The organism is Soonwooa purpurea (assembly GCF_053891095.1).
The window spans coordinates 126,544-139,664 of the sequence record NZ_JBSSMA010000002.1; the positions used below are offsets into that span (position 1 = coordinate 126,544).

The 13,121-nt window shown below is 36.7% G+C and carries 11 protein-coding genes; 6 read left to right on the plus strand and 5 right to left on the minus strand.

The window, feature by feature from the left end; translation table 11 throughout:
• Positions 1 to 9 precede the first annotated feature (9 nt).
• Genes ACVFVN_RS02395 through ACVFVN_RS02410 form a run of 4 tightly spaced genes read left to right on the plus strand, consistent with a single transcriptional unit; the run spans position 10 to position 5,703 of the window.
• Complete coding sequence (locus tag ACVFVN_RS02395) at positions 10 to 2,166, plus strand: thiamine pyrophosphate-dependent enzyme (RefSeq protein ID WP_456234024.1); 2,157 nt, start codon at positions 10 to 12, stop codon at positions 2,164 to 2,166.
• Positions 2,163 to 3,686 carry an indolepyruvate oxidoreductase subunit beta family protein gene (locus ACVFVN_RS02400; protein WP_456234025.1) on the plus strand — a complete coding sequence of 508 codons (1,524 nt, stop codon included), beginning with the start codon at positions 2,163 to 2,165 and terminating at the stop codon, positions 3,684 to 3,686. Before ACVFVN_RS02395 ends, ACVFVN_RS02400 begins: the two co-directional genes overlap by 4 nt.
• Before the next feature lie 28 nt (positions 3,687 to 3,714).
• Complete coding sequence (locus ACVFVN_RS02405; RefSeq protein ID WP_456234026.1) at positions 3,715 to 5,289, plus strand: phytoene desaturase family protein; 1,575 nt, start codon at positions 3,715 to 3,717, stop codon at positions 5,287 to 5,289.
• A gap of 9 nt (positions 5,290 to 5,298) precedes the next feature.
• The gene (locus ACVFVN_RS02410) at positions 5,299 to 5,703 is read left to right on the plus strand and encodes an acyl-CoA thioesterase (protein WP_456234027.1); all 405 of its coding nucleotides are present in this window, start codon (positions 5,299 to 5,301) and stop codon (positions 5,701 to 5,703) included.
• A gap of 225 nt (positions 5,704 to 5,928) precedes the next feature.
• On the opposite strand, the gene ACVFVN_RS02415 is transcribed toward ACVFVN_RS02410, so the two are convergent.
• From ACVFVN_RS02415 to rplU, 3 genes are all read right to left on the minus strand, one after another.
• Complete coding sequence (locus ACVFVN_RS02415; protein ID WP_456234187.1) at positions 5,929 to 7,377, minus strand: IS1182 family transposase; 1,449 nt, start codon at positions 7,375 to 7,377, stop codon at positions 5,929 to 5,931.
• Positions 7,378 to 7,510: 133 nt separating this feature from the next.
• Entirely contained in the window at positions 7,511 to 7,768 is a 258-nt protein-coding gene (gene rpmA / locus ACVFVN_RS02420; protein ID WP_165135550.1) for a 50S ribosomal protein L27, read from the minus strand.
• A gap of 28 nt (positions 7,769 to 7,796) precedes the next feature.
• Positions 7,797 to 8,171, minus strand: coding sequence for a 50S ribosomal protein L21 (rplU, locus tag ACVFVN_RS02425; RefSeq protein WP_456234028.1), 375 nt, complete (start codon positions 8,169 to 8,171; stop codon positions 7,797 to 7,799).
• Positions 8,172 to 8,322: 151 nt separating this feature from the next.
• On the opposite strand from rplU, the gene ACVFVN_RS02430 reads away from it, so the two are divergent.
• Both ACVFVN_RS02430 and ACVFVN_RS02435 read left to right on the plus strand, forming a co-directional pair.
• The gene (locus ACVFVN_RS02430; protein WP_456234029.1) at positions 8,323 to 9,828 is read left to right on the plus strand and encodes a GH3 auxin-responsive promoter family protein; all 1,506 of its coding nucleotides are present in this window, start codon (positions 8,323 to 8,325) and stop codon (positions 9,826 to 9,828) included.
• A gap of 16 nt (positions 9,829 to 9,844) precedes the next feature.
• Entirely contained in the window at positions 9,845 to 11,083 is a 1,239-nt protein-coding gene (locus ACVFVN_RS02435) for an MFS transporter (protein WP_456234030.1), read from the plus strand.
• 148 nt (positions 11,084 to 11,231) lie between these two features.
• Here ACVFVN_RS02435 and serS read toward each other — a convergent pair whose 3' ends face one another.
• Positions 11,232 to 12,500 carry a serine--tRNA ligase gene (serS, locus tag ACVFVN_RS02440; protein ID WP_456234031.1) on the minus strand — a complete coding sequence of 423 codons (1,269 nt, stop codon included), beginning with the start codon at positions 12,498 to 12,500 and terminating at the stop codon, positions 11,232 to 11,234.
• A gap of 99 nt (positions 12,501 to 12,599) precedes the next feature.
• A complete protein-coding gene (locus ACVFVN_RS02445) occupies positions 12,600 to 13,100 on the minus strand; it encodes a hypothetical protein (RefSeq protein WP_456234032.1) in 501 nt (166 codons plus the stop codon).
• Positions 13,101 to 13,121 lie beyond the last annotated feature (21 nt).

Genomic DNA, 13,121 nt, shown 5'->3' on the forward strand with positions numbered 1-13,121 from the left:
GTTGGAGTTATGGCTGAACGTTCGTTTAAGCAAGAAGTTGAAAAATTACGATTAAAAGAAGGCGAAATTTTCCATGGAGAAGGGATTTTAGCCGTAACTAAAGCCTTGCTGCAATGTGGTGTTGGCTATGTTGGAGGTTATCAGGGGTCGCCGATTTCGCATCTTATGGATGTATTCGCAGATGCAGATCCACTTTTGAAAGAACTGGGCGTTTATTTTGAAAATAGTGCCTCGGAAGCAGGTGCGGCAGCCATGTTGTCGGCATCTGTAATGTATCCCGTGCGTGGTGCGGTAACATGGAAGTCGACGGTTGGGACCAATGTAGCTTCGGATGCGCTTTCAAACTTGGCGTCGTCTGGCGTTACGGGTGGAACAGTGGTTATTATCGGTGAAGATTATGGCGAAGGTTCGAGTATTATGCAAGAAAGAACACATGCTTTTGCGATGAAATCTCAGATGTGGTTGATCGATCCACGACCAAATTTACCAAGCATTGTCCACTTTACGGAAAAAGCGTTTCAGCTTTCGGAAGCGAGTAACACGCCCGTTTTTTTGGAATTAAGAGTTAGATCTTGCCATTTGTACGGGCAATTTGTGGCCAAAGACAATCAAACACCAAAATATACTTTAGCGGAGGCGCTTAACAATCCAATTCGGGATCTCAATAAAATAGTCCTTCCGCCAGCGTCTTTCCTACAAGAGGAAGATAAAATTAAACGTCGATTACCGGCTGCTATTCAGTTTATTAAAGATAATAAAATGAATGAATTTTTGTCGGGAGATCGTGAGGATATCGGAATAATTGTTCAAGGGGCTTTGTTTAATAACTTGAATCGCGCATTAATTCAATTCGATTTATCAGATCATTTGGGTAATGTCAAGATTCCAGTGTATGTGATGAACGTAACTTATCCTGTGATTGATGATGAGGTTTTAGAATTTTGTAAAGGTAAAAAAGCCGTACTTCTTGTTGAAGAAGGTCAGCCTAATTATATCGAACAAAGTATTGGTTTGACCTTGTTCCATAAGGAAGTGAAAACAAAACTTCACGGTAAAGATTTGTTACCGATGGGTGGCGATTATACCATCGGACGATTGGAAACAGCCTTGTCGGAATTTTTTAATCTTTATCAAAAAGAAATTGAAATCTCAGAACGAGAAGGTTCTATTAACATTTTGGCGGAAGATGCCAAAGCTTTATCAGAAGCAGTACCTGCAAGACCGGCAGGTTTTTGTACTGGGTGTCCAGAACGCCCAATTTTTGCAGCCTTAAAATTGGTGCAACAGAATATGGGTGACTATCACGTTTCGGCAGATATTGGTTGTCATTTGTTTTCTATTTTACCCCCATTTAATATTGGTGCTACCACGATGGGTTACGGTTTAGGTGGCGCTTCGGCTTCGGCATTTAATATGGACTTTGTCCGAAAAGATAATGGACAAAAACGCGTTATTTCCATAATGGGAGATGGCGGATTTTGGCACAACGGTTTGACAACGGGTATTACTAATGCTGTTTTTAATAATAATGATGGTTTAACAATTATTATTGATAATAATTATGCTGCAGCAACGGGAGGGCAGGATGTACCATCGTCTAGATTTAATAATAAAATCCGAACGATTAATAATCCGATTGAAAAAGCAGTTCACGGTGTTGGCGTCAAACATGTCGATTTTATTGATAATACTTATGATGTTGATAAAATGGTAAAAGTGATTACCAAAGCTTTAACGTCAAACGAAAAAGGGCCAAAAGTCATTATTGCACAATCCGAATGTATGCTGAATAAGCAACGACGTGATAACAAAGTGAAAAAGAAAAAACTAGAAGAAAAAAAACGCGTTGTCAACGAGAAGTTCGGCGTAGATTCCAAAGTTTGTACAGGCGATCACGAGTGTATGCGACTTTCAGGTTGTCCATCGTTGACGTTGACCTACAGCGATAATCCGCTGCGCGAAGATCCTATTGCAACAATAGATTCTTCTTGTGTGGCTTGTGGTAATTGTGGTGAGGTGGCAGAAGCAGCAGTATTATGCCCATCATTTTATAAAGCACAAGTGGTTAAGAACCCAACAAGTTGGGAAAAGTTTAAACACAACGTGAAGCAAAGTATTTTTAGTTATTTACAAAATAGAAGAGAGAAAAAAAGACAATTGGCATGAAAACTTTAGAACCTATTAAAATAGCTTTATTAGCAGTTGGAGGCGATGGTGGCGGCGTTCTTACAGGTTGGATTGCACAACTTGCGGAGAACAATGGCTATTTTGTCCAATACACTTATATTGCGGGAGTTGCCCAAAGAACGGGCGCAACTGTTTATTATATCGAATTATTTCCAACCAAAAATCTGCAAGATAACGTAGCAGAAAAAACGCCCGTACTTTCCCAAATGCCAGGTCCACACGATGTGGATATTTTGATGGCGACGGAATTAATGGAAGCGGGTAGATCCATTCAACGCGGCTTTGTTTCCAAAAAGACAACGATGATTTTCTCGACCAATCGTAACTTGGCGATTCGTGAAAAAGAAAGTTCGGGAGATGGCATTGCAGATGGCGCGAAAATTTTTGAAATGACCGAAAAGTATTCTAAAAAATCGCTATTCGGAAATCTTAAACTCATTGCAACCAAAAACGGAAGTATTGTATCTTCTAGTTTGTTTGGAGCTTTGGCAGCAAGTGGAACGTTGCCGTTCTCTAAAGATGAATTTATCAAAGTGATCGAAAATTCTGGCGGAAAAGGCATCAAACAGAGTCTTAACTCTTTCAATGAAGCTTATCAATATATTAAAGATTTTATTTCGCAGCCCAAACCTTATCTGCCGGATATACGTCCTGCGGTGTTCCAGGCTTTACCAACGTCGGTTTCATCTAAAAAATTAAATGAAATTTTAGAAGAAGTGAAATCAAAATTTCCTATGGAAACGCATGACGTCGTTTGGCATGGACTTAATCATGTTATCGATTTTCAGGATTTAAAATATGGAAAGGTCTATTTGGAGAAAGTTTTACAAATATTAAATTTAGATTCTTCGGATAAAAATTATCAGTTAACAAGACAAACCGCGAAGAACTTAGCTGTAGGAATGGCTTATGACGATTTGATTTTTGTGTCTGACGAAAAAACCAAAAAATACAGACAAAAAGAAGTCTATCAACAAGTTGGTGCCAAAGAAAACGAAATCGTTAATACATTAGATTATTTGCATCCAGGCTATGAGGAGGTTATCGGGTTTTTACCGGCGAGCTTGGGCAAAAAGTACATCGATAATGAAAAAATGCGCGACTTTTATAAACGAAAGTTTGACAAAGACAGAAGAATGCACTCGACAGGATTGTTTAATTTTTTGATGCTTTATGTGATGGGAGGCATGCGCGGATGGCGTATGAAAACTTTCCGTCATTATGAAGAGATGGAGAATGTCGATCAATGGTTAGAAAGAATAAAAACGATTACTAAAGTTAATTACAACTTAGCCATTGAAGTTGCCAATTCTTATCGACTGAAAAAGGGTTATGGCGATACTTATAAAAAAGGACATTCCAAATTTGCAATGCTTAATAAATATGCAACAGATTACATGAATGTTCCGAATATCGAAGAAAAAGTTCAGCACATCTTGTCGGTGGCTATTCAGAATCATGACAAAAAAGAAACCGAAAAACTTATCGCAAACCTATAAGGTTTAATAATTTAATAAAAATCATTGTATGTCAAATTACCATACTATTCTTGTTGGAGGAGGAATCAATAACTTGGTTTGCGCTAGTCTTTTAGCAAAGTCTGGAAAATCGGTATTGCTTCTAGAAAGAACCGAATTTCTTGGTGGCTGCATCCGTAGCGAAGAATTGGCAGGATGTATGATTGATACCCTTTCCACGGCATATCCATTGTTTGTGACCTCGCCAGCGTACGCCGCTTTGAAAGAGGATTTGGACAAAGAAGGTGTCGAGTTTGTTTCTACAACCACGCCAACAGGAACGGTATTGTCTGATAAATCTTATGCTTTAATTACGACGGATAAAGCAACAAATGATAAAACCTATAATGGGCTTTTTGATGGTGATGGGAATCGTTATCGCGATCAAATTGCTTTTATTGAACAAAATGCGGATTTGCTTTTTTCTTTTTTAGGAAAAGATTTGATGACTACTTCCATGGCGACTTATCTTGCGAAATACGTTTGGAAGAATAAAATTAAAAATACAACCGAGAAAGTCGGCTCTTTCGTGGCTAATGTCAGAAACGATTTTCCGAGATATTATAAAGGAAAAGAATTGCAAGCTTGCCTTGCACCTTGGATTTTGCATACAGGTCTTGCCCCTGAAAGTCCTTTTTCATCAACGATGGCGAAGATTATAGCTTTTACAGTAGAGTTGGTAAGTTTACCTTTGGTGAAAGGTGGAAGCTACAAAATTGTCGATGCTTTTAAAAATATTATCGAAAAAAATGGCGGCCAAATTTTACTTAACCAAGAAGTTGACGAAATTTTAGTAGATGTTGACGAGAAAGTAAAAGGCGTTCGTACCAAAGATGGAAAAGCTTTTGAATCCAAAAACGTTGTTGCAAGTGTTACACCAAAACAACTTTATGGAAATCTATTGAAATCTTCAGCAAAAGTTTCTAATGAGGTGAAAAATGATGCCGAAAATTATCGCTTCGGGATGGGAAATATGCAGATTCATGTGGTTATGAATGAAGAACCGAAATGGTATGACGAGGCGCTTTCCAAAGTGACTTATTGCCATCTTTCGGATGGTATTAATGATATTTCCAAAGCTTGTATCCAGGCGAAATGCCAAGAATTACCAGAGCAACCAACAATTGCTATTGGTCAGCCAACTGCGACAGATCCTACTCGTGCAAAAGATGGCAAACATGTTTTGTGGATTCAGCTTCCAGAATGTCCTAATTTTCCAGTAAAAGACGCTGCAGGACAACTGTCGCATCTTTGTAATGGCGAATGGACAGAAGAACTCAAAGAAGCTTATGCAGATAGGGTTCTAGAAAGAATTAGTCAGTATATTAGTAATGTTAAATCAGCTTGTGTCGCAAGAAAAGTTATTTCACCGAAAGATTTAAGTGAGCTAAATATTAATCTTGTTGGTGGCGATCCGTATGCCGGATTGTGTGAGATAGAACAGTATTTGGTTTTTAGACCTTTGAAGTCAACAAAAAATCATACAACGCCAATTAAGAATCTTTACCAAAGTGGTGCTTCAACACATCCAGGGCCGGGATTGGGCGGAGGATCTGGCTTTTTAATAGCTCAAGCTTTAAAATAAAATTTGAAAATGAAATTTATTAAAGAACAACGTATCCGTTTCGAACATTGTGATCCCGCAGGAATTGTATTTTATCCTCGATATTTTGAAATGTTAAATGGGCTTATGGAAGATTTCTTTCGTGAGGTTTTAGAATATCCGTTTGAGCAGATGCATCAGGATAGCGGTATTCCGACGGTGGATATCAAAACACAGTTTAAATCGCCAGCACGTTTGGGCGATATTATTTACAAAACGATGTTTATCTCAAAGTTGGGTAAAACCTCGTGTACATACCAATATCATTTTAGTTTAGATAATAAAACAATTTTGGAAGGCGAAGGGACTGTTGTGTTTGTGAGTCTTAAAAACAATGGAATAGAGCCTAAAGATTGGGCTGCGCTGCGTGACAAAATGCAGGCTTATTGTGAATAAAACAGATGGAAATGTATTGTTAAAAGAAGAAAAGTGAAACAAAAAAACCTCGTAGATTTGGAGGGCACTGAAAAACCTCATTAATTTGAGTTAAATAAAAGAGTTTATTGCGGCGCCATAAACTCTTTTATTTTTTTTCGATTTCAAATCTTTGGAATTTTTTTACCGCTAATTTCAATGCGATGATGACCTATAATAAAATGACAGCATTAAGAAGCCATTTCTCTACATTAATTTTAGTATTCTCTTCAAATTAACGGCGAAAATAGCCATTGCTCCCTGCATTTGCATATTTTCGATGCCATATGCAATGGCTCTATTGTAACCATGTACATTTTTCAGCTCGCTGTTTTTGGCTTCTATTTTATAGCGATGTTTCGATTTTTCCTTGTATTCATCGCTTTCTTGAAAAAGCATTTGGTCTTGATGCAAGTCTGATTTAATGGAAACCGAGTAGGTTTTGAATTTTGCTCCTTCTTTGTAACAACCCTCTTTTAGAGGACAAACTTTACATTTTTCGGTATCAAAATAATAGGTGTCAACCTGGTTTTTGCCTACATTTTTTCTGTTCTGTCGGGCTTTTCGTATCGCCAAATGTCCTGCAGGACATACAAATCTGTCCGCATCTTTATTATAATCAAATTGATCCTCATCTTTTCGAAAACCTTGAGTAATAGAGGGATTTAATTTAGCGACTACTTTGATGTTTTGCGCACTGGCTATTTTCAGATTTTCTTTTCCAGAATAGGCAGAATCTCCAATAACCGTATCCACTTCCATTCCGTTTTCTTGACTTATTTCTAGCAATTGTGGCAATTCTGGACCATCACCTTTTTCTCCTGAAGTTACCACAGCTGCCGTAATAATCCGCTCTTCACTCATTGCAATATGTGTTTTGTAACCGAAAAATGAACTGTCAGCAGATTTATGACCTGTTTTAGCATCTGCATCTTTTGAATAAATCATTTGCTCATCAGTATCTTCCACCAATTCTTTCAAAAGATTTAATTTTTCCTTTACTGCAGGGATTTCACTGATAGAGGCTTCATTTTTAATGCGCTTTTCAAGTTCTCGGCAATACTCCAATTCTTTCTTTACATTATTTTCAATATTTTTTGAGGGCATTTTGGTTTTAAATTCTTCATCAAACTGATAAACGGTTTTGCGAAGCAGTTTGGAGCGCTCTCGAAGCACTTCTATCGTAGAAAATGGGTTGCTTCTCGACAAAGTATGCGTAGCATCTACAATAATGGATTTGGATTTGATGATGCCTTTTTCGATAGCAATCGCTACGGTTTTACCAATCAAAAGGTTCAATAAATCGGAGTCTTTCAAGCGTAATTTCCTGAATTTTGTAAGAGAACTGGGATTAATAACATCTTCTTCGGGCGTCATTTCCAAAAAATATTTGAACGACATATCATATCTGGAACGCTCCACCACATCCACATCAGAAACGGTGTAAATGCTTTTCAAAAGCAGATATTTGAACATCCGAACTGGACTTTCTGCATTGCGCCCATTGTTTAAACAATATTTATTCAAAAGCTCTTCATAGATAAAGGAAAAATCAATCAGTTCATTAATTTTACGAAGTAGATTTTCCTTTGGAACGACTAAATCATACAACTCAGTATAGGAACTCAATTGCATTTTTTGTTGCTGTAATAACATCATTTAACTCTTGAAATACTCATTTAAGATACAAAAAAAAAGAGCAAAAACATTATAGTTTTTACTCTTTTTTTACTGAACTTTTTCAGTGCCTTCGATTTGCGAGGTTTTTTTATGTTTTAAGTATGTCAGATTAAGCGTTAGCTTCTACAGATACAAAAGATCTGTTGTTAGCTTTCTTTCTGAATACGACTTTACCGTCAACTAGTGCGAACAAAGTGTGGTCTTTACCGATTCCCACGTTTTCACCTGGGTGGTGTTGTGTACCTCTTTGTCTTACAATGATGTTACCAGCGATAGCTTCTTGACCACCGAAGATTTTAACACCTAATCTTTTAGAGTGAGATTCTCTACCGTTTTTGGAGCTACCAACTCCTTTCTTATGTGCCATCTTATTTTAGCTTTTTAAAATTAAACAATTATTCAGCTGATGTTTCTTCTTTTTTAGAAACTTTTTTAGCTGGTTTAGCTTTTTTCTCACCGTCGAATCCTGTGATAGATACGATTTGGATTTGAGTTAATTGTTGTCTATGACCGTTTTTCTTAGCATAACCTTTTCTTCTTTTCTTTTTGAAAATGATTACTTTGTCAGCTTGAACGTGGTCAAGGATTTCTACTTCTACGGTGATACCGCTTACAGCTGGGGCGCCTACAGTTACTGCTCCGTTAACAGTCATAAGAACTTTGTCGAAAGATACTTTCGCTCCTTTTTCTCCTGCTAGACGGTTTACAAACAACTTCTGGTCTTGCTCAACTTTGTATTGAAGCCCTGCTATTTCTACAATTGCAAACATTGTTTATGATTTTTATATAATTATTCGAGGTGCAAATATAGTGTTTTTTACGAATTATAATATCAAATTATCTTTTTTTATTTAAATTATTTATAATTCTGAGTTTTAATTCATTAGCTATTGGTAAATTTGGACTCGAATAATCAACTTTATGTTAGGATTTTTAAAGAAAACAATTGCCAAAATTTGGGCAAAAAAACATGTTGTCAAAACACATGATTTTAAAACGAATGCTGTCGCAAAACAAGAAGCTTTACTCTTAGATTTAATTAAAACTGCCGATAAAACCTTATTCGGACGTAGTCATCAGTTTGAAACGATACAGTCGATTGGCGATTTTCAAAAGCAAGTTCCGATTTCGGATTACGAAGATCTTCGCCCTTATATTGAAAAAATAAAAAAAGGTCAAGCCAAAATCCTTTGGCCAGGACTTCCAGAATATTTTGCGAAAACTTCTGGAACCACTTCGGGCGCGAAATATATCCCGATTTCTAAAGAAGCAATGCCTTACCAAATTGCTGCAGCACAAAGTGCCATTTTCCATTATATTTCTAAAAAAGATAACGCAGATTTCGTTAACGGGAAAATGATTTTTTTGCAAGGTTCGCCAAAACTAGAAGAAGTGAATGGGATAAAAACAGGGCGACTTTCTGGGATTGTAGCGCATCATATTCCTAATTATTTACAGAAAAACAGATTGCCGAGTTGGGAAACCAATTGTATCGAAGATTGGGAAGCCAAAGTGGATAAAATTGTGGAAGAAACGGAACATGAGAATATGACTTTGATTTCCGGTATTCCGCCCTGGTTGATTATGTATTTTGAAAAGTTGATTGAAAGACATCATAAAAAAATTACCCATATCTTCCCAAACTTGCAGTTAATCATTACAGGTGGTGTTAATTATGAGCCTTATCGTGAAAAAATGAATGACCTTTTGGGAAAACCTGTAGATATTGTACAGACATTTCCTGCTTCGGAAGGGTTTTTCGCTTTTCAAGATGATTTTGAAAAAGAAGGCTTGTTGTTGTTGACCAATCACGGAATTTTTTACGAGTTCGTGCCTTTGGAAGATTTTGGAAAACCAGAGGCTAAACGCTTAACTTTAAAAGATATTGAACTCAATATAGATTATGCATTAATTCTGACCACCAATTCTGGATTGTGGGCCTATTCTATTGGTGATGTTGTGCGTTTTATTGACAAACATCCACACCGCATTTTGGTAAGTGGAAGAACCAAACATTTTACGTCTGCTTTCGGTGAACATGTTATCGCTTACGAAGTTGAAGAAGCCATGAAAGCAACGGTCGAAAAACACCCATGCCAAATCACAGAGTTCCATCTGGCGCCACAAGTCAATCCTGTAGAAGGTTTGCCTTATCACGAATGGTTTATCGAGTTTGATAAAGAACCGGAAAGTTTAGAACAATTTAGATTAGAACTGGATCAACAATTAAGAGCACGGAATACCTATTATGATGATTTGATTGCTGGAAATATTCTTCAAACTTTAAAAATTAAAAATTTAAAGAAAAATGCTTTCCAAGATTATGCAAAATCCGAAGGCAAGTTGGGAGGACAAAATAAAATTCCTAGATTAGCTAATGACCGGAAAATTGCTGAATTTTTAGAAAATTTTACTAAATCTTTTTAGAAAAGATTAATTTTAAATGATATCATTAAAACCTCTTAAAGTTTTAAAAAATCAAGAATATAAGAATCTTCTTATGGGAAGATTTTTTTTGATACTTGCCTTCAGAATGTTGGCGACATTGCTCGGTTGGTGGGTTTATCAATTGACCAAAGATCCTTTGTCGATAGGTTTAATAGGGCTTTCGGAAGTTGTTCCCGCTGTTGGAAGTGCGCTGTATGCCGGCCATGTTATTGACAATAACGAAAAAAAGAAATTGCTTTTAATCTGCAATTATGCTTATGTCGTTTTAATTAGTTTTCTTTTAATTCCTGCTTTTTTGGGACACAAATTTCATTTTACCGGGCACGAAATCACGTATTTTATTTATGGAATTATTTTTTTTACAGGGATTTGTCGTGCTTTTTTAGGACCTTTGGTTCCGTCCATGATTCCTAAAATCGTGAAGATGGAAAATCTTCCGTATGCCGTAACGATGAATCAGGCGACTTTTCTTACAGCATCTGTTTCTGGACATGCTATTGGCGGATTTTTAATTGCTTTAATCACTATCAAATATACGTTGGTGGTCATTGTTTTTAGTATGATTATCGCTTCTATTTTCTTTTGGAATCTTAAAAAACAACATCCTGTTGTAAACCACGATGAAAAGCCCAAAGTTTGGCAAAGTATTAAAGAAGGCCTTTCTTTTATTGTGAGAACTAAGGAAATTCTTGGGGCGCAAATGCTCGATATGTTTGCTGTGTTATTTGGTGGTGCAGTGGCGATGATTCCTGTCTTTGCAAGTGATATTCTAAAAGTCGGTTCCGAAGGTTTTGGATTGTTAAATGCCGCGTCGGATATTGGATCGATGTGCGTTATTATTTTCTTGTCTATTGTTCCTTTAAAACGCAATCAAGGTAAAATTCTGTTAGCAGTTGCGGCAGGATTTGGCTTGTGTATTATTGGATTTGGCTTGTCGGAGCTATATTGGCTGTCATTTGGATTTCTAATGCTGAGTGGCATGCTAGACGGCATAAGTGTTGTAATCCGCGGAACGATTGTTCAATTAAAAACGCCTGACGGATTGCGTGGTCGCGTGATGAGCGTTAACTCTATATTTATTATGTCGAGTAACGAGTTGGGACAATTTGAAAGTGGTGTAATGGCGAAGATTTTTGGAGTCGCAAGATCGGTTGTTATTGGCGGTACATTAACTTTTGCGACTGCAGTATTTATTGGATCGACTTCACCAAAACTTAGAAAAATGCAGTATTAAATCTTAAATTTTTGTAGGGAACTTTTCAAAATATTAAGTTTTAAATTTTTTTAAACATCACAAATTAAAGAAATTGAATTCTATTCAAAAAAAACATTTCCAAAATCTTAGACTTTGGAAATGCTTATTATTTTTAAAAAATTGAATTTTAATTAATCAATTCAAATCTTGCATATTCAGCAATTTTCTTTGGAAGTCTGATGCCTTCAGGTGTTTGGTTGTTTTCCAACAAAGCCGCCATAATTCTTGGAAGCGCCATTGCAGAACCATTTAATGTGTGCACCAATTGTGTTTTGCCCTCAGTTTTGTAACGGCATTTCAAACGGTTAGCTTGGAAGGTTTCAAAATTAGAAACAGAACTTACTTCTAACCATTTTTCTTGTGCAGCACTCCAAACTTCGAAATCATAAGTCATCGCAGAGGCAAAACCTGTATCGCCACCACAAAGTCTTAAAATTCGGTATGGTAATTCTAGATCTTCAAGAATAGATTTGATATGCTCTACCATTTCTTCAAGAACAGCATAAGAATTTTCTGGTTTTTCAATTCTTACGATTTCCACCTTTTCGAATTGATGAAGACGGTTAAGACCTCTTACGTGCGCACCATAACTTCCTGCTTCTCTTCTGTAACATTGTGAGAAAGCTGTGTTTTTGATAGGCAGATCTTTTTCGTCCAAGATAACATCACGATAAATGTTGGTTACCGGAACTTCCGCAGTAGGAATCAGATACAAATCGTCTGCACCAACATAATACATCTGTCCTTCTTTATCTGGTAATTGTCCCGTTCCGTAGCCAGAAGCTTCGTTAACAACATGTGGCGGATTAACTTCCAGATAGCCAGCATCGGTGTTTTTGTCCAAGAAATATTGCACCAAAGCACGTTGCAATCTTGCACCTTTTCCTAGATAAACGGGGAAGCCAGCACCAGCTATTTTTACACCCAATTCAAAATCGATAAGATTGTATTTTTTTGCGAGTTCCCAATGTGGGATTGCGCCTTCGCCAAGTCCTTCTACTGGTGTTGATTGATAGATGTTTTGATTGTCTTCTTCAGAAATACCCGCAACAACTTTATCGTTCGGGATGTTTGGGATTTGATAAAGAATATCTAACAAAGTTTTTTCAGCATCATTTAGTTGCTGTTGCAATTCTTTACTCGACTCTTTGTACTGCGCAGTTTGGGATTTTGCAGCTTCGGCGTCGTCCTTTCTGCTTTCTTTCATCATGATGCCAATTTCTTTCGAAATTTTGTTCATTTCAGCAAGTTGGGAGTCAAGGTCGAATTGAAGTTTTTTTCTGTTGTCGTCTGCGGAAATGGCAGCATCTACCAATTCTAAATTTTTGAAATGACGTTTCTTTAAACCTTCAATAACGCGCTCTTTTTCTTCGCGTAAAAAATTAACTTGTAACATAATTTTGTTGTTAGTATATTGATTTTGTTGATGCTTTCTGTTTTAAAATTATATTTAAAAATCAAAAAACATCAGTTAAGATTGCAAAATTAGTGATTTTTATTTCACGATGTTGACAATATTCGGTTGAGTATCCGATTTTGTAAAGACCAATTGGTTGGAATGCCACATTTTGGAAACTTCAAACTTTTGTGGTGTCCAGTTGTATTCTATTCTTATCGTGTCATCGTCGATAACTGGCGCCTTGTCAACAATTTTTGTTAAACGAATAATCATCGACGAATAATAACTTTTTGAGTTTTCGTTGATAGAATCTTTTATCAGACGTGTTGCGCCCGCCACATATTCTACATAACGCACAGAATCTTTGTCCATGATAATGCTGGAGCTAACCGGCTTTTGGTCAGTCGTTGCTAACAAATCTAGCAGAGCGACATTGGTGTAATGAGCAGCAAGTTTTGGATTTAATAAATCTTGACCCGCATCATTTTTGATATAGATATTGAGGATTTGATCAATGTCTTGTACCACGTCGTCATCAGATCGGCAAGCGAGCAATGTTAAGAGGCTAAATATAAAAAGTGAAAATTGTCTTTTCATAGAACAAAGATAATTTTAAAT